Annotated in this window: 16 protein-coding genes and 1 tRNA gene; 3 read left to right on the top strand and 14 right to left on the bottom strand. The window is 65.6% G+C overall.

Translation table 11 applies throughout. The features are described from left to right. The first annotated feature begins 51 nt into the window (after positions 1–51). A complete protein-coding gene (locus P6U29_RS21520) occupies positions 52–258 on the top strand; it encodes a hypothetical protein (RefSeq protein WP_407112154.1) in 207 nt (68 codons plus the stop codon). 154 nt (positions 259–412) lie between these two features. On the opposite strand, the gene P6U29_RS21515 is transcribed toward P6U29_RS21520, so the two are convergent. From P6U29_RS21515 to pncA, 13 genes are all read right to left on the bottom strand, one after another. Next, positions 413–502: transfer RNA gene (locus P6U29_RS21515), tRNA-Ser, on the bottom strand. Positions 503–770: 268 nt separating this feature from the next. Continuing rightward, entirely contained in the window at positions 771–1,094 is a 324-nt protein-coding gene (locus tag P6U29_RS21510) for a hypothetical protein (RefSeq protein ID WP_036017268.1), read from the bottom strand. Positions 1,095–1,426: 332 nt separating this feature from the next. Continuing rightward, entirely contained in the window at positions 1,427–1,744 is a 318-nt protein-coding gene (locus tag P6U29_RS21505) for a hypothetical protein (protein ID WP_036028058.1), read from the bottom strand. Between the two features lie 401 nt (positions 1,745–2,145). Further along, positions 2,146–3,996 (bottom strand): dihydroxy-acid dehydratase, encoded by a 1,851-nt coding sequence (gene ilvD, locus P6U29_RS21500; RefSeq protein ID WP_407112153.1) that lies wholly within the window; start codon positions 3,994–3,996, stop codon positions 2,146–2,148. 277 nt (positions 3,997–4,273) lie between these two features. Continuing rightward, entirely contained in the window at positions 4,274–5,134 is an 861-nt protein-coding gene (locus P6U29_RS21495; RefSeq protein ID WP_407112152.1) for an ABC transporter permease, read from the bottom strand. Then, complete coding sequence (locus P6U29_RS21490) at positions 5,131–6,060, bottom strand: ABC transporter permease (RefSeq protein WP_407112151.1); 930 nt, start codon at positions 6,058–6,060, stop codon at positions 5,131–5,133. The genes P6U29_RS21495 and P6U29_RS21490 overlap by 4 nt, the downstream gene beginning before the upstream one ends. After that, on the bottom strand, positions 6,060–7,046 hold the full coding sequence (locus tag P6U29_RS21485; protein WP_407112150.1) for an ABC transporter ATP-binding protein: 987 nt from the start codon (positions 7,044–7,046) through the stop codon (positions 6,060–6,062). The genes P6U29_RS21490 and P6U29_RS21485 overlap by 1 nt, the downstream gene beginning before the upstream one ends. Then, positions 7,043–8,026 carry an ABC transporter ATP-binding protein gene (locus P6U29_RS21480; protein WP_407112149.1) on the bottom strand — a complete coding sequence of 328 codons (984 nt, stop codon included), beginning with the start codon at positions 8,024–8,026 and terminating at the stop codon, positions 7,043–7,045. The genes P6U29_RS21485 and P6U29_RS21480 overlap by 4 nt, the downstream gene beginning before the upstream one ends. Position 8,027: 1 nt before the next feature. Continuing rightward, the gene (locus P6U29_RS21475) at positions 8,028–9,665 is read right to left on the bottom strand and encodes an ABC transporter substrate-binding protein (RefSeq protein ID WP_407112148.1); all 1,638 of its coding nucleotides are present in this window, start codon (positions 9,663–9,665) and stop codon (positions 8,028–8,030) included. 30 nt (positions 9,666–9,695) lie between these two features. Beyond that, positions 9,696–10,511 (bottom strand): sugar phosphate isomerase/epimerase family protein, encoded by an 816-nt coding sequence (locus P6U29_RS21470; RefSeq protein ID WP_407112147.1) that lies wholly within the window; start codon positions 10,509–10,511, stop codon positions 9,696–9,698. 542 nt (positions 10,512–11,053) lie between these two features. Beyond that, positions 11,054–13,087, bottom strand: coding sequence for an NAD(+) synthase (locus tag P6U29_RS21465; protein WP_407112146.1), 2,034 nt, complete (start codon positions 13,085–13,087; stop codon positions 11,054–11,056). Between the two features lie 140 nt (positions 13,088–13,227). Continuing rightward, the gene (locus P6U29_RS21460) at positions 13,228–14,343 is read right to left on the bottom strand and encodes an alpha/beta fold hydrolase (RefSeq protein WP_407112145.1); all 1,116 of its coding nucleotides are present in this window, start codon (positions 14,341–14,343) and stop codon (positions 13,228–13,230) included. Positions 14,344–14,359: 16 nt separating this feature from the next. Further along, positions 14,360–14,998, bottom strand: a complete 639-nt coding sequence (gene pncA, locus P6U29_RS21455) for a bifunctional nicotinamidase/pyrazinamidase (protein ID WP_407112144.1) — start codon at positions 14,996–14,998, stop codon at positions 14,360–14,362. A 255-nt stretch (positions 14,999–15,253) separates the two neighbouring features. On the opposite strand from pncA, the gene glk reads away from it, so the two are divergent. Together glk and P6U29_RS21445 are read left to right on the top strand one after the other, a co-directional pair. Next, positions 15,254–16,231 carry a glucokinase gene (gene glk / locus P6U29_RS21450; protein ID WP_407119386.1) on the top strand — a complete coding sequence of 326 codons (978 nt, stop codon included), beginning with the start codon at positions 15,254–15,256 and terminating at the stop codon, positions 16,229–16,231. 146 nt (positions 16,232–16,377) lie between these two features. Beyond that, a complete protein-coding gene (locus tag P6U29_RS21445) occupies positions 16,378–16,581 on the top strand; it encodes a hypothetical protein (protein ID WP_100230552.1) in 204 nt (67 codons plus the stop codon). Positions 16,582–16,638: 57 nt separating this feature from the next. Here P6U29_RS21445 and P6U29_RS21440 read toward each other — a convergent pair whose 3' ends face one another. Continuing rightward, positions 16,639–17,466, bottom strand: a complete 828-nt coding sequence (locus tag P6U29_RS21440) for an autotransporter outer membrane beta-barrel domain-containing protein (RefSeq protein ID WP_407119385.1) — start codon at positions 17,464–17,466, stop codon at positions 16,639–16,641. Positions 17,467–17,734: the final 268 nt, after the last annotated feature.

Here is a 17,734-nt window from a genome sequence, read left to right as displayed (position 1 = left end):
ATCCGGAATCGCGGATAAGAACCAATCTTTGGACGAGACGTTTAGTCCGCGATGTCGGACGCTTTTGACTACTTCCGAGCGCATGCGGTCCGCGCACTTTGCAAGGCCCGCGGGATGCCCCGCGGACGAATGAAACATCTTCAAGCCATAGTGGCCCGGATTTACCACCTACTCAGCAAGGAGGCCGCGTACGGGCCGAACCTGCAGCATATGGACGACTTCCGGGCAGCCCAGAAACTCGAGAAGTCAATCGACTAAACTGATGTTGACCGGAGCAGCTCCAGCAAGGCTACGGCCATGCTTGGTGGCGAATGCAATCCTGCGAGGGCGACCCGAATCAAGCGCTCACTCGCGACTTCTTCCCCGTAGAGCTTCGTGATTACCCTGCGGAGCCAAGCTGTTAGCCGACCTATGGCGGAAGGGGTGGGATTCGAACCCACGGTGCCCTTGCGGGCACGCCGGTTTTCAAGACCGGTGCCTTAAACCACTCGGCCACCCTTCCAGTCCCGGAACGGGTGTCGCTTAACGTAGTCGACCGCGTAAGGCAACGCGAAGTTGGCGCCCTGCCCTCCAGCGTCTCCGTCAGGCAGGCGTCAGCCTGTTCCTCTAGTCTAGCCCTCGGCAATCCCGATGCCGGCGACATCTCCCAGGGCGTCGCTGGTTGCGAGGCCCGGTTGGATTGGTCTCCATGCCCGGGCCTCGTTTTGCTGCTCGCAAACGAAAACGGCGCCCGCGAGGAGCGCCGCGCTAAGCCGGTCTCTTGCGTCAGCTCAGTAGCCGCAGGACGCGCAGCCCATCTGCACCGGGGCGTAATAGGAATAGCCGGGCGAGACCATCTCGACGCGTTGGCGCGTGGCGTATTGCGGCGGGATGCGCTCGTACTGGACGCCCGGGGGCGCAACCATCACGGTCTGCGGCACCATCACAGTGCGGTACTGCGCCGGCGTGCGGTGCGCGACGACAGCGCCGGGCGAGACCATCACGGTCTCATCGACGGTGCGGTATTGCGGCGGCACATATTGCTGCTGATAGCAGGTCGTGCACGGCGGCGGCGTATAGCAATTGTAGCAGCCGGCGGAGGCTGCGCCCGTCATGGAAATCGCGGCGACGGCAGTGGAAAAAACAACGGCGAGAGTACGAGACATTGCAGTGGCGCCCCAGTTGCCCGAAATGGATTTGCGAAGGTTGCGGAAGTATACGCCGCAAAACCTTGCTTTGCCGAACTTCGTCGGGGCATCCTTAATGCGAACGGCCAATCGCGGCGAACGGGTAAGAACTCATTGACCACGCGCATTAACACGCGCGATGTTTGCACCGAGGTCCGCATGACGAGCGGGAGCACGATCGCTGCACCGGTGATCGGACATCGCCGCGGTACTCGTTTGAGCACAATTCGCAGCGTTCATCCGCCTTCGATGGTCGAGCTTCAACGCCTGGCTGCTCTTTCCAGGAACTCCAGCAGCGAGGGATCGGTCTCCTCGAGCTCGACAAAGCGGCGGCGGAGCTCGTCGGCGATTTCGGCGGTGGCGTCCCGCGACCACCCCTCCGCGGTATTGAAGGCCACGATGCGCGCGGGATGGAGATATTGCCCTTCGGCGAGATGCCTGAGCAAGGTCGCGCGATTGGCGTCCTCCTCGGCAGTCTCACACCAGGCGCGCCCCAGCCGGCGGCCGAAGTCATCGAGCACGAGATAGACGTCCCGGTCTGTCGTAATTTGCGGCACGAGTGATGGAGAATGACTCATGGCTAACTCCGCTACTGGCAATCCGGACCGTTGCGGACGGATCTCGATACCGCGACCGCCCCCGGCCGGATTCCGAAAAATGGAATTCGGCTATTTTTTCTTAGGATGGCATGATTAAATCGCAAATAAAATGCAATTTAATAAAAAATTAAATAGCGAGATGTGGACAAATGCACTAGGTTGAACGTGCCTGGCGGGCGAGCCCGCACGTCGGGTGCCCACTTCGCAAACGGCTCCCGCTCCCACCCCCAACAGCCCACGCCCCGGGAAGCGGGGGCCGTTCTTTCCGAATCTCCGTTGCGACTCCGTGCTTCTTGCAAAGGCCCATCTGCGCGCTCGCTTGGAGCCGCGAGTCGTTCCGAAGACCGTCGATCCAGCCGGTGACGCGCCGATCGGGCGGCCTATCTCGGGCGCCGCTTGACCTCGCGCACAGCGCCGCGCGCGGCGCTGGTGGTGAGCGCGGCGTAAGCCTGGAGCGCAGTCGAGACGTTGCGCTTGCGGCTCTGTGGCTGCCAGGCGGCATCGCCCTTCGCTTCCTCCGCGGCGCGGCGCTTGGCGAGCTCCTCGTCGGAGACGTCCAGGCTGATGCTGCGGTTCGGGATGTCGATGGCGATGCGGTCGCCGTCGCGCACGAGACCGATGGTGCCGCCTTCGGCGGCTTCCGGCGACAGATGGCCGATCGACAGGCCCGAGGAGCCGCCGGAGAAACGGCCGTCGGTGACGAGCGCGCAGGCTTTGCCGAGGCCCATCGATTTCAGATAGCTCGTCGGATACAGCATCTCCTGCATGCCGGGGCCGCCGCGCGGGCCTTCATAGCGCACGACCACGACTTCACCGGCGACGACCTTGCCGCCCAGGATGCCTTCGACCGCGGCGTCCTGGCTTTCGAACACGCGCGCGGGGCCGGAGAATTTCAGGATGGAGGCGTCGACGCCGGCGGTCTTCACGATGCAGCCGTCCTGCGCGAGGTTGCCGTAGAGCACGGCGAGGCCGCCGTCCTTGCTGAAGGCGTGCTCGAGATCGCGCACCACGCCCTTCTCGCGGTCGGCATCGAGCTCGTCGTAGCGGCGATCCTGGCTGAAGGCGACCTGGGTCGGGATGCCGCCGGGCGAGGCGCGATAGAAGGTGCGTACTGCCTCGCTCTTGGAGCGCTTGATGTCCCAGCGCTCCAGCGCCTCGTTCATGGTCGGCGCATGCACGGTCGAGACCGAGGTGTCGATCAGGCCGGCGCGGTCGAGCTCGCCCAGGATACCCATGATGCCGCCCGCGCGATGCACGTCCTCGACATGCACGTCGGCAACGGAGGGCGCGACCTTGCAGAGAACCGGCACGCGGCGCGACAAACGGTCGATGTCGCGCATGGTGAACTCCACCTGCCCTTCATGGGCCGCGGCGAGTAGATGCAGCACGGTGTTGGTCGAGCCCCCCATGGCGATGTCGAGCGTCATCGCGTTCTCGAACGCCTTGAAGTTCGCGATGTTGCGCGGCAGGACCGAAGCATCGTCCTGCTCGTAATAGCGGCGGACGAGATCGACGATGGTGTGGCCCGCCTCGACGAACAGGCGCTTGCGGTCGGCATGGGTTGCAACCACCGAGCCATTGCCGGGCAGCGCGAGGCCCAGCGCCTCGGTCAGACAGTTCATGGAATTGGCGGTGAACATGCCCGAGCAGGAGCCGCAGGTCGGGCACGCCGAGCGCTCGATCACCTTGACGTCCTCGTCGCTGACCTTGGAGTCCGCGGCCGCCACCATGGCATCGATGAGGTCGACGGCCTTGGTCTTGCCCTCGAGCTTGACCTTGCCGGCCTCCATCGGCCCGCCCGAGACGAACACGGCGGGGATGTTGAGCCGCAGCGCGGCCATCAGCATGCCGGGCGTGATCTTGTCGCAGTTGGAGATGCAGACGAGGCCGTCGGCGCAATGCGCGTTGGCCATGTACTCGACGCTGTCGGCGATCAATTCGCGCGACGGCAGGCTGTAGAGCATGCCGTCATGACCCATGGCGATGCCGTCATCCACCGCGATGGTGTTGAATTCCTTGGCGACGCCGCCGGCCTGCTCGATCTCGCGCGCCACGAGCTGGCCGAGATCCTTGAGATGGACGTGGCCTGGCACGAACTGGGTGAAGGAGTTGACGACCGCGATGATCGGCTTGCCGAAATCGGCATCCTTCATGCCCGTCGCACGCCAGAGGCCGCGGGCGCCCGCCATGTTGCGGCCGTGGGTGGTGGTGCGGGAGCGATAGGCTGGCATGGCGGTTTCCGTCCTTGGGTTTGACTGGCCGGGCGGGAAAATGTCGAGCCGCCTCAGGCCTTTCCGGCCGGATAGCGCACGGACCCGGCGGGTGCAACGGGAACTTGGGTCGGACAAGGCTCCCCTGCTCCCGGCGCGGGGTCTCGCACGTGCGCCGGACGCAGCGCAGCGTCTCTTTGACGGTGCGCTGCAGAGCCGGGGCCCATGTGGCAGCGAGTGGTGTGGCCTCCTGGGTCCCGGCTCGCGCTTCGCGCGTCCGGGACACGAGGCCCGAGCCCTATTGCAGCGTCGGATCGAGCCGGTCGCGCAACCAGTCGCCGATCACGGAGACGGCCAGCGTGGTGACGACGATGGTGGTGGCCGGAGCCAGCATGATCCAGGGTGCCCGGGTGAGGTATTCCCGGCCGTAGCCGACCATGTTGCCGAGGCTGGTCATCGGCGGCTGCACGCCGAGGCCGAGGAAGGACAGGCCGGACTCCATCAGAATCACCTCTGGGAAGACCAGCGTGGTCGAAACGATCAGGGTCGAGGCGATATTGGGCAGGATGTGCCGCAGGTAGATCCGCGACGGCGTCGCCCCTAACTGGCGGACGGCGGCAGCGTATCCTTGGGCATTGGCGGAAATCGCAAGGCCGCGCGCGATGCGGGCGTAGCGCTCCCAGCCGAACAGGCCCATCAGGCCGATTAAGAGCGGCAGCGAGTTGCCGAAGAAGGCGAGCACCGCCAGCGCCATGATCAGGAAGGGCATGCTGGCCTGGAAGTCGGACAGCATCAGCACGAGTTGCTCGACAGCCCCGCGGAAATGCGCGGCGAGGAAGCCGAGCATGGTGCCGACCATCGCCGAGATCGCAGTGGCGCCGAAGGCGATCAGCAGCGAGATGCGAATGGAAATGAGCAGCCGCGACAGCACGTCCCGGCCGAGCTCATCGGTGCCCAGCCAGTGCGCGGCAGTGCCGGGCGCCGAGAGCCGGTTGCGCAGGTCGAGCTGGGTGAAGCCGTAAGGCGCGATCCTCTCAGCAAAGGCCGCGATCAGCAGCATTGCGATGATCCATGTGATCGCCAGCACCACCGAGACCGGGATTGCGGGAAGGCTGATGTGGCGGCGCGCGGCCGTATCCTTCAGCATCGCGTCGGTCATGCGTGCGCTCCCTTGGTGCGCAGCCGCGGATCGAGGAAGCCGTAGAGGAAGTCGACGATCAGGTTGGACGTCACCATGGTCATCGCGACCAGCAGCAGGATGCATTGCACGACGGCAAGGTCGCGGTTGGCGACGGCGACGACGAGCAGGCGCCCTACTCCGGGCCAGGCAAACACGCTCTCGACCACGACCGCGCCCGCGATCAGTGTCCCCACCATGAAGCCCAGGATCGTGACAGTCGGAATCGCCGCGTTCGGCAGCGCGTGCGATGTCACCACCTTGCGCCAGGGCACGCCCTTGGCCGAGGCAGTGCGGATATAGGGCTGGCCCAGCACCTCGAGCATCGCGCTGCGGGTGAAGCGCGCCAGCACGGCCGCGCCGCCAAGGCTCAGCGTTGCAATCGGCAGGATGGCATGGCGCCAACTGTCCTGCCCGCCTGAGGGCAGCCAGCCGAGCTGCACGGCGAAGACGAGCACCAGCACCAGCGCGAGCACGAAGCTCGGTACCGTGAAACCAGCCACCGCCGTCATCATCACGGCGCGGTCGATGCCCGAGCCGCGATGCAGCGCGGCGTAAATACCGGCGGGAATGCCGAGCGCGACCTTGAAGGCGAAGGCCGGCAGGGTCAGCGCCAGCGTCGCCGGGATGCGCTCCAGCACGAGCTCGATCGCGGGCCGGCCGTCGCGCATGGAGCGGCCGAGCTCGCCCTTGGCGATGGCGCCGAAATAGTCGAAATATTGAGCCCAGATTGGATCATCGAGGCCCCACGCCTTTCGGAATGCCGCGAGCACCTCCGGCGGCGCCTCAGGCCCCAGGATCATCAGCGCGGGATCGCCTGAGAGCCGGAGCACGACGAAGGCGAATGTGACGACCAGGATGATCGTCAGCGCCGCGCGTCCGACTCGGATGGCGAAATAGCGTCCCATCAGGCTGCGTCCCGTGTCGCGGCGCCGGTGACGAGATGGCAGGCGACCTGCCGGTCGCCGCCGACGACCGCGAGCGCCGGCACCTCACTCGCACAGCGCGCGATGGCGCGCGGGCAGCGTAGGTGGAAGGCGCAGCCTTGCGGACGCGCGGCCGGATTCGGCGGATCGCCTGACAGCACGATTCGCCCGGCGCTGCGGCGGCCCGGTGCGGGCGAGGCGGAGACCAGCGCCTGGGTGTAGGGATGCTCGGGCCGCGCGAACAAATCGTCGGCGCTGCCGATCTCGACGATGCGGCCGAGGTACATCACGGCGACGACATTGCTGATCTGCCTGACGACACGCAGGTCGTGGCTGATGAACAGCAGCGTCAGCGACAGCTGCGCCTGGAGATCGGCGAGCAGGTTCACCACCTGCGCCTGGATCGAGACGTCGAGCGCGCTGACGGGCTCGTCGCAGACGAGGAAATCAGGCTTCGTCGCCAGCGCCCGCGCCAGCACGATGCGCTGTCGCTGCCCGCCGGACAGCGCGCCCGGGTAGCGCGCGCCATGCGCCGGTGTCAGCTCGACAGCGCGCAGCAGCTCGCGGACGCGCTCCTCGCGCTCGGCGGGCTTGCCGGGGCCGTGGATGTCGAGCGGCTCGCGGATCTGCGTCGCAACCGGCAACCGCCGGTCCAGCGCCCCCAGCGGGTCCTGGAAAATCATCTGCATGCGCGCGCGCTGTGCGCGCCACGCGGCCGTTCCCGGCGCGGCCATGGGCTTGCCGTCGAACCGCACCTCGCCGCTATCGGGCGGCTCGAGGCCGAGCACGATCCGGCCGGTGGTGGATTTGCCCGAACCGGACTCGCCGACGAGGCCCAGCGTCTCGCCCTTGACGATCGTCAGCGACACGCCGTCGACGGCATGCACGGCCGTAGCTCGGCCGAACATTCCGGAGCGCATCGAATAGGTGCGCGAGATCGCGGAGACCTCGACGAGCGGCGGGCTCATTCGGCGGCGATCCCGAGCAGCGCGCGGCGCGAGGATTCGGCGCGGATACAGGCGACGCTGCGGTCGTTCGCGATCGGCGCCAGGCTCGGCGCGGCCAGGCCGCACGACTCGGCTGCCAGCGCGCAGCGCGGCGCGAAGGCACAGCCGCCAGGCATGCGCGAGGGATCGGGCACCGTTCCGGGAATAGCGGTGAGACGGCGCCGCGGTCCGTCGAGCGGCGGCAGTGCGCCGATCAGGCCTTGCGCGTAGGGATGCACGGGATCGGCGAACAGCTGGTTGCTCGGGGCTTCCTCGACGATGCGGCCGGCATACATCACGGCGACACGGTCGCAGTTCTCCGCGACGACGCCGAGATCGTGGCTGATCAGCACCATCGCCATGCCCAGCTCGCGGCGGACCGTGGAGAGCAGCTCCAGGATCTGCGCCTGGATGGTAGCGTCAAGCGCCGTGGTCGGTTCGTCCGCGATCAGGAGATCGGGATTTCCCGCCAGCGCCATCGCGATCATGATGCGCTGGATCTGGCCGCCGGAGAATTCGTGCGGATAGGCCTCTAACCGCCGCGTCGCATCGGGAATGCCGACGAGATCGAGCAGCCGCCGCGCCTCCGCCTTCACGGCGTTGCCGGAGAGATCACGATGCAGCGCCAGTGCTTCGCAGAGCTGCTTGCGGATGGTCAGCACCGGATTGAGCGCGCTCGCCGGATCCTGGAAGATCATGGCGATGCGCCCGCCCCTGACATGATCGAGCTCGGCGGCCGCCGCGCCGAGGATCTCTCGTCCGTCGAGCCGCACCGAGCCTGTGACCTGCGCATGCCGCGGCAAGAGACCGAGCGCGGCCAGCCACGTCACCGATTTGCCGGAGCCGGACTCGCCGACGAGGCCGAGGGCCTCGCCCTGCCGCAAGGCAATGTCGACGCCGCGCAGGACCGGCACGCCATTGAAGGCGACGCGCAAGTCCCGGATGCTGACCAGCGGCGCCACGTCAGGCCTCGAAATTGCCGGCGCGGAAATCCATCGCGAAGGCAGGCGCCGCCTTCCACTTGATCGATTTCGGCTTGGCCGTGAAGGTCGCGTTCTGGTGCAGCACCGTGTAGGCGGGATCTTCGCGCTCGGCGATCTCGAGCATGCGGCGGAACGCCTTCTTGCGTGCCGCGCGATCGGTCGAAGTTTCCAGGAATTCCGAGAGCGTGTTCAGCTCGGTGTTGGTCCATTCGCCGATCTGCTGCTGCTGGCCGTTCGGACCGTGCTGGGCGACCAGCGAGGACACGGGATCGTTGAACGCCGCCGAGTTCGACCAGTCGCGCACAGCGCGGGTGGGCGCACGCTCCATGATCTGCGACCAGTTCTCCTTGGTCTCGATCTGCACGTTGAGGCCGACCGACTTCCACATCTCGACCAGGATCTGCGCCGTCGCGACTTGGTTGGTGTAGTAGTTGTTGAGCAGGCGATAGGGAATCGGATCGCCCTTATAATTGGCCTGTTTCAACAGATCCTGCGCGAGCTTGGGATCATAGGCCGGCACGCTCCAGTCGGCATTGAACATGTCGCCGTAGAATTCCCACTGCAGGCCCTTCGGCACGCGGGTGCGGCCGGCCCACAGACTGTCGACGATGGCCTGGCGATCGATCGCATGGGTGAAGGCGCGCCTGACGAGCGGATTGGCGAGCTGGGCGTGGTTCTTGTCGAACACGGTCAGGCGGTGATTGAGGATGGTGCCGCCCTGCACCTCGAACGCGGCGTTCTTCTCGATGCCCGCGATCTGGTCCGGCGGGATGTCGCAGGCGAACTGGTATTCGCCCGACAAGAGGCCGTTGATGCGGCTCGCGACTTCAGGCACTTCGAGGAAACGGATGCGCTTGAGCGGCGGGCGGCCGCCCCAATATTCGTCGTGGGCTTCGAGAGTCAGCGAAACGTCGGGCTTGAGCTCGACGACCTTGTAAGGACCGGTGGTGACGGGCTTGCGGGCCCAATCGAGATAGCTGGCGGACTCTTCCCAGGCGCGGCGGTTCATGATGTCGGAGCCGTAGCGCGACAGCCGGCCCTCGATCGTGACGTCGGGCGTCGCGTTGTAGAAGCGCACCGTGTATTTATCCACGGCATCGACGCGCACGAGGTCCGGCCAGATGCGGCGGGCGACGGCCGGCACATCGGGCGGCAGCTCCTTGCCCGGGCGCGGCGTCGGGATCTTCTCGAAGGCCTGGATAGTGGTTCGGCTCTTGGCCTCGGTGTCGCCGAACATGCGCTCGCGGCTGAAGGTGAAGACGACGTCTTCCGCGGTTAGCTCGTCGCCATTGTGGAATTTGACACCCTGGCGCAGCTTCACCTCGACGGTCTGATCGTCGATGCGGCGCCATTCGGTGGCGAGCCCCGGCACGGCTTCCAGATTGCCGCGCCAGTTCTTGGAGATCAGGCCTTCCCAGATCGAGGAGAAGAACACGCGCTCGCCGACATTGGATTGCTCGCGCAGCACGTCGAGCACGTTCGCATTGGTCACCTTCTGCACGGCGATCGTCACCGACGGACGGTTGTCGCCTTGCGCGATCGCAAAGCGCGGCAGCAGCAATGTGCTGGCGGCTGCGCCGCCGGATTTCAGGATGGTGCGACGGGTGAGCTTGCTCATGGTGGTGACCCCTACCCTCTGTGATGTCGGTTATTCAGCGAGCCCGAGCGCGGCGAGATGGGCTGCGCCGGCGCGGACGTCGTTGTGATTGCGGAGTTCGAGGATCAGCCGCGGATTTGAAGTCAGCCGTCCCAGCGCGCGGAACACGGCGACCCACGGGATGTTGCCTTCGCCCGGCGCCCAGTGCCGGTCGGCAAAGCCGTCGGTATCCTGGAGGTGCACATGCGTCAGCATGTCGCCGGCGGTCTCGACGTAATAGTCGACCGGCGGCGCGCCGGTGGAGACATGCGCGTAGTTGGCGTGGCCGGTGTCGAGCGAGACGCGAACCTTGCTGCTTTCGAGCGCTTTGGCGAGACGCACGCGGTCGCGCGGATCCTTGTCTTCAATATTCTCGATGACGATTTCGCAGCCGATGGTTTCGGCGCGCGCGATCACCTCGGCGAGCGTCGCCTTGACGCGTTCGACGAGATTACCGCGATTGTCGGGATAGAGATCGAGATTGTTGTGGTCCCAGGTCGTGAACGGCGAATGGATCACCATCTGCGTCGCGCCGAGGAACTCGGCGGCGTCCAGGCCCTGGAGCAGGCGCTTGGTCACCGCCTGGCGGATCATGGGATCATGGCTGTCGATCTTGAAGCCCCAGAACGGGCCGTGGATGCCGAGCCGGCCGGTGTGACCGGCGAGCATCTGCTTGATCTCGCCGGCGGTTGCGCGCCAGTCGCTATCGAGCAGATCGGCGCGGAAGAAGTCCTGGATTTCCAGATCGCGCTGCCGTTCGAGAAGCCAGTCGCGATGCGCGGGGATCGATCTGATGGACAATGCGGCGCCCAGCACCGGCTTCGACATGGCATGCTCCTTGGCCGTCAGCAATGACGGGAGCAGCGCTAGACCAGTTCAATGACAGGCCGGTGAAATGCAGGTTGCGAGGTGCCGATCAGATGTGGACATCCCGTCGGTCGTTCGCTGCAGATCAGCAACGACGAGCGCGACCGATGCAGAACGAACACATGGCAAGCGGTATTCGTCTCCGTAGTGATCCGGAATGGAATCCTAACCGGCCTTCGCCTACATCGCCGGACATCGATCGGCGGCCACTTCCACGGGCATCACCTCTGATCGCGCAACATGGGGGTTGGGGGACCACATGGGGCGGGGGTTGAAGGCTGGGGCAAGGTGACGAGGTCCGGACTCCTAGGCACTCCGGACCTCGCGCTTTCCATCAGCGCGGGCGCTTCAGCATATCACTGAGTCCCTTCGTGCCTGCTGCGAAGCAGCCCGAGATGAGCGTCAGCTCACATCGCATCCTTCAGCATCAGCCGCGCCGTGAACCTCACGCGGGCCTTCTTCCCCGGCGGACATCAGATCGTCCCTTCCCAACGCCGCTCCGATCAGTTCGGCACGTTCCGTTCAAGATCCTCGAGCCAAGCAGCCGCACTCGAATCCGACGGCGCGCGCCAGTCGCCGCGTGGCGACAGCGAGCCGCCAGCCGAGACCTTCGGCCCATTCGGCATGGCCGAGCGCTTGAACTGGCTGAAGGCGAAGAAGCGGCGCAGGAACACTTCCAGCCAGCGGCGGATCTCCGGCAGATCATAGGCCCTGCGCCGGTCGCTCGGGAACGCCGGCGGCCATTCGCCCTTGGCGGCGTCCTTCCACGCCTGAAGCGCCATGAAAGCGATCTTGGACGGCCGCATGCCGAAGCGCAGCGTGTAGAACAGGTTGAAATCTTGCAGCTCGTAAGGCCCGACGGACGCTTCCGTGCTCTGCGGTTTCTCGCCGGGCTGCACCGGCACGAGCTCGGGCGAGATTTCAGCGGCCAGGATCGAACCAAGCGTCCGGTTGACGTCGTCGCTGAACTGTTTCGAGGAAATCACCCAGCGGATCAGATGCTGGATCAGCGTTTTCGGCACGCCGGCATTGACGTTGTAATGCGCCATCTGGTCGCCGACGCCATAGGTGCACCAGCCGAGCGCGAGCTCGGAGAGATCGCCGGTTCCGATGACGATGCCGCCGTGATGGTTGGCAAGCCGGAACAAATAGTCCGTGCGCAGGCCCGCCTGCACGTTCTCGAAGGTGACGTCATAGACCTTCTCGCCCTTGCCGAAGGGGTGGCCTATGTCCTTCAGCATCTGGGTCGCGGTGGTGCGGATGTCGAGTTCCTGCCGGCTCGTGTGCAACGCCTGCATCAGCGCCAGCGCGTTGGTCTTGCTCTCGCTGCCGGTGGCAAAGCCCGGCATGGTGTAGGCGAGGATGTTCTCGCGAGGCAGGCCGAGCAGGTCGACCGCTTTGGCGGCGACGATCAGTGCGTGGGTGGAATCGAGTCCGCCGGATACGCCGATCACGACGCGTTTGGTGCCGGTCGCGCGCATGCGCTGCACGAGGCCGGCGACCTGGATGTTGTAGGCCTCATAGCAATCCTGCTCGAGCAGGCTCTCGTCGCTCGGCACGAACGGAAAGCGCTCGACCTTGCGCAGGAAGCCGATATCGGCCGCCGGCGGCTTTAGGGCAAATGTCACCTTCCGGAAGAAAGCCTCGCGCTGCCGCCGGTTGTCGTCGAACGTGCCCATCAGGGCGCGCTCCTGCCTGAGCAGGTCGAGATCGACATCGGCATATGTGATCTGGCCGCCCTGCCGGAAACGCTCGCCCTCGGCCAGCAACACGCCATTCTCGTAGATCGAGGTCTGGCCGTCCCAGGCGAGATCGGTGGTGGATTCCCCTGCCCCGGCGGCGGAATAAACGTAGGCCGCGAGGCAGCGCGCGGAGGTGGATTGGCACAGCAGCGCGCGCGAGCGCGCCCGGCCGATCGTGATCGGACTGCCCGAAAGATTGATCAACACGCTCGCGCCCGCGAGCGCAAGCTCGGAGGCGGGTGTCACCGGGATCCACATGTCCTCGCAGATCTCGATGCCAATGGCGAGGCCCGGAACGTCCTCAGCCGCGAACAGGAGATCCACGCCAAACGGCGCGTGCAGGCCGGCGAAGGCGATCGTCTCTCCGGCGATACCGGCGCCGGAGGCGAAATGCCGACCCTCGTAGAACTCGCGATAGGTCGGCAGGTAGCTCTTGGGCACCACACCGAGGACGTTGCCGCGGTGGATAACGACGGCGCAATTGTAGATGCGATGACCAAAGCGCAGCGGCGCCCCGACGATCAGCACCGTCATCAGCCCCGCGGAAGCCTCAACAATCGCGGCGAGCCCGCGCTCGACCGCATCGAGCAGCGGATCCTGCTTCACCAGATCTTCGATCGCATAGCCGGACAGGCACAGCTCGGGAAACACTGCGACCGCCACCGACTGCTCGTGGCAGGCATCGGCCGCGGCCAGCACAGCCTTCGCGTTGGCCGTGGGATCGGCGACGTGGGACGTGGTGACACAGGCCGCCACGCGCGCAAATCCGTGAGCGTAGATCGAATGGAAAGTCATCGAGTGCAGTACCCTTGAATCTCTTCGCTGCCGAAGCCGTCAGCTCCGGACCATATGTAGCCCATCGACCGGGTCCCGTGCGAGCCATCCGCCGTCATGCATAACGGATTTGCAAGGCGGCCTGCCCAGCGCTCGCGAGCTCAGGCGCTGCGGGCCAGCACGCCGGGCAGATCGACGCGCAGCCATTCGGCGATCCGGGGCCAGGCATGCGCATGGGTGCGCGCGCCCATGAATAGGCCGAGATGATTGCTCGGCTCGGAAGCCGCCGCAATGAAGGTTGGCGGCGTGCCGACAAGCCCGGCCGTGGCAAGCGCTTGCGTCGCCGGCACCACATCGTCGTCGAGCCCGGCGAGCAGGAAGATCGGCGCCTTGACGTCCTTCAGATGAATCGGGCGGCCGAGCGCGACGAAATTGTCGCGAGCAATCAGGTTCTCCCGGAAAATCCCGTTGACGATCTCGAGATAATAAGTGCCCGGCAAATTGAGCGTCTCGGCATTCCAGCGGTGGAAGCGCGCGAGCAGCGCGGTGCCCCGCTCGTCCGAGAGATCCCGCTGCAAAGCCACCACGATATCGTCGTTATCAGGCGCTTTGGACCAGAAGCGCAGCATCTCCTCGCCGCTGACGTTGCCGCCGCCGCGCGCGACGAGCTGGTCGTAGACCAACCCGGGCGCGTTGCGGGCGAGCCGGGAGAGCGAGGAATCGATCGACAGGTCCACGGGAGCACCGACCAGGACCAGCCGTCGCACCTTGGCCGGAAAGCGCGCCGCGTAGAGCAGCGACAACCATCCGCCCTGGCAGAGCCCGACGAGATCGACCGGCGCGCCGATCTCGTCGATGGCGACGTTGAGATCGCCGAGATAGCTGTCGATGGAGAGATAGCGCATGTCCGATGTCGCCGACCGCCAGTCGGTGAGATAGACCCGGTCGATGCCGCCATTCTGCAATGACTGCACCACACTGTGGCCCGACGCGAAATCGGCGATCAGGGCTCGATGCAGCGCATAGGGGGCGCAGACCAGCGCAGGCTGGCCGGACCGGATCTGCGAGCAATCGCGCAGCTGCATTGTTGCGAGCTCCAGCGCAACGCTGTTGGGTGTCGTCCATGGCACACTGCTGTCACGCGGCTCCGCGGGTCCGCGCTCCAGCCACCAGAACCAGGCATCCATGGCAAGCTGCGCCGCCGCAAACGGCCACAGCCGCGGATCATCAGGAGCATGCCCCGATCCGCGTGTCTGTTTGGCGGTCTTTTCCACCATGGCTACCTCGATGTCCTCACAGGAACGCCTCGAGGCTGACAACAGCGATCCCTAGGTCCCGAAAACTTTGATGGGTCGCGGCCACCGAACCGTCGAGATCGATGCCTCGGCAGGCATCCTCGATGACGGCCACCTCCAACCCCGCCTTGCGCGCATCCTCCGCCGAGAAGCGAACGCAGAAGTCCAGCGCCAGACCGGCAACAAAGACGGTCTTCAGCTCGCGTTCGCGCAAATAACCAAGCAGCCCGGTCGGCGTGCGATGGTCGTTCTCGAACAGGGCCGAATAGGAATCGATGCCACGGCGAAAGCCCTTGCGCACCACGAGGCTCGCCCGTGTCACGTCGAGATCGCGATGAAATTCAGCACCCGCCGTGCCTTGCACGCAATGCGTCGGCCATAGCACCTGCCGGCCGTAGTCGAGCTCAATCGTCTGGAACGGCTGCTTGGCTGCATGGTTCGACGCGAACGAGACGTGGTCGCGCGGATGCCAGTCCTGGGTCAGGACCACATTGGCGAATCTTTGGGCGATCCGGTTGATGGCGGGGACGACCTTCTCGCCACTGGGAACGGCAAGCGCTCCGCCGGTACAGAAGTCGTTCTGTACATCGATCACCAGCAGCACGTCGCGGTCGGAAATCTTCATTGCAAGGCCCATTCGATCCGCCCGGCGTCGAGCACGGGACGCTCCTTCCCAATGTCGATCTTCCGGCGCGGCTTCGCAACCATAGACCGCGTGCGGCGATACCGCGCTGATGGCCAAGGGTCGTCCAGATGCAACGGTTTGACCCTATCCGTGTTGACTAGGAACAACCAAGCGAGGATTCTCGGACCGTCCGCGTGCTTGCGGATCGGATCAGGAACGGAGGCGAAGGTTCCCGAGGGCCGGCAGGGCCGCGGAAGCCGCAGGGCCATGGACATCGGCAAGACAGGAAAGATTCTTCTCGCCGATATCGGCGGCACCAATGCGCGCTTCGCGCTGAGCCTGAGTGATCAGACCGGACCGATCGATATCGATTATGTGAAGGTCGCCGACTTCCCGACCGTCCGCGAAGCCATTGCGGACGTCCTGGCGCGCCGGTCGGGCGGCGAGCAGCCCACAAGAGCAGTGCTGGCGGTGGCAGGTCCCGTCACCAACAACCGCTGCGTCATGACCAACAGCCCTTGGGTCATCGACGGCAACGAGCTGCAGCCCGCGCTCGGCTTCGACCGGGTCCATGTGCTGAACGACTTCGAGGTGGTGGCCTGGTCCCTGCCCGCCTTGCAGCCTGCCGACCTGGTCCCGCTCGGCGGAGGCGATGGTTTGCCCGGAGAGCCGTTGCTGGTCGTCGGGCCAGGAACCGGCTTTGGTGTCTCCTGCCTGATTGAACGCCATGGCTCGCGCTTGGCCGTCGTCACTGAGGCCGGACACGCGACCCTGCCGGCAGAGAACGAGCGCGAGGAACGCGTGATTGCGTGCCTGCGCCGGCGCCTCGGCCATGTCTCCATCGAGCGTGGCGCACTCTCGGGTTCCGGGCTGCAGAACCTCTACGAAGCGTTGGCTGAGATCGACCGCGTTCAGGTGCCGCATCGCGATGCCGCTGCCATCACCAAGTCCGCGCTGGAGGGCAGCTGTCCCGTCAGTCGCGCGACGCTGGAGATGTTTTGCGCCATCCTCGGCTCGGTCACCGGCAATCTCGCGGTGACCTTCGGCGCCCGCGGCGGCGTCTATGTTGCTGGCGGAATCGTGCCGCGCTTTCGCGAGTTCCTCGCAGCCTCCGCATTCCGGGCACGCTTTGAGGCGAAAGGACGCTTCCAGGATTATCTGCGCAACATCCCGACCCGGCTCGTGATCAAGCCTGATGCGAGCTTCGTCGGCCTGAAGATGTTTGCCGACCACACTTCGGATTGACGGACGGTTGCTCTCTGCTGCTCTCGGGCTCCAGTAATTCACAGCAGATTCCGGCGCACGCCTGGTTCCAGGTCGGAACGTGCTTGCGTACACAATTCAAATGAGAAACAATCTCGTCGTGTGTGGCGTAGTTGCGGGGGCGTGGCATGCGTAAGCAGGATTTTGGTTTCGACTATCACCGCTATCACCGCCTGCTGCGCGAGGCTGACAGCGAAGACAAACGGTTGGCCCTGATCGAACTCCTGATCGAGGAAAAGGCACGCGACCGGCTGGCGGCCCAGCGTGCTTCGGATCGCGCGGCCATGACGGCCCATACCATTGCCACGGTGCTGAGGAACGGTCGCAACTGAAGCTTGCGAGCGCAGTCGCTGCGCAGCGGCGACGGCCATTCGTTCCTACCGACGCCCTCACCACGCGTAGCGCACGAGGCCCTTGCCGGCATAGGAGCGCGTGACGTTGGAGAACTCGCCTTCGAAGCTGGCAGCCGCCGACCAACCGCTCAACCATTTCTTCTCGGCAGCTGCCGTGACGAGGGCGGAATCGGAGGCCATTGCAGCGCCGTTCACCACGAAGCTGGCGCCCGGCAGGGTCTGGAACGTGGCGCCAATGGTGCGATCGGGATTGAAGTCGTGCGCCCAGGCGAGACGCCCGCGCAGTGTGACGATGCCGTCGGCTTGCGCGAAGGCCTTGTCGGTCCGCAGGCCGAGCTCGCTGCGGCCGTCCGTCACGGTCTTGGCGTTGTAGGCAAGGCCGAACATGTTGCTGCCGACGATCGCCTGCTCGGCATAGGCAGGCAGATCGAAGGTGGTGAATTGCGCCGCGGCATAGGGCGTTAGGCCGACACCTTGCGCAACGAAACGATAGCCACCTTCGAGCCGTCCGGACCAGGTGTTGGCATTGAATTCGGCGCGCAGGCGATCGAGCCCCGCCACGGTCACCGTGCGATCGGTGACGATGTCCTGCCAGCCGTAAGCGAACGCGCCCGTCATGTAGGCGGGTCCGACGATGTGGCGGAAGAAGGCACCCGCCTGGAACAGATCGGACCGGCCGCCACCGAGAGCGTTCGCGACGGTGAAATTCGTGCCCCCGCCGGCGAGCGCAAAGCCCGCCAAGGTGTCACGCGAGATGCGATAATCCGCGCCGACCGCGGTGCCATAAAGGCTGCTGGTCGTGCCGTTCGAGCCGACGACGGTGTTGCCGTCGGTGGCTGCGAGCCGCCGAAGCCCGCCGCCCAGACGCTCCAGCGCTGCTCGAAGCCTGGCGCGACCGGCGGTGCCTTGGTGTGGATCGCAGCATAGGCTTCGCGTTCGCGCGTGCTGCGGCCGGCGTTCCTGGTTGCGTACGCCATGCTCTCCTCTGCATAGGCATTTGGCGCGCCGCCGGCACTGACGGGATCGCCGCGGCCTGCCACCAACGGATCCGTCATCACGCCCATGAACTGGCTCATGGCGTTGAACGTCGTCTGCTGCGGGGCGCTGCCGACTTCACCGGACAGCTGCGTCA

The organism is Bradyrhizobium sp. LMG 9283, assembly GCF_045571415.1.
Lineage (GTDB): Bacteria > Pseudomonadota > Alphaproteobacteria > Rhizobiales > Xanthobacteraceae > Bradyrhizobium.
This window is presented reverse-complemented; position numbering and strand designations above follow the sequence as displayed.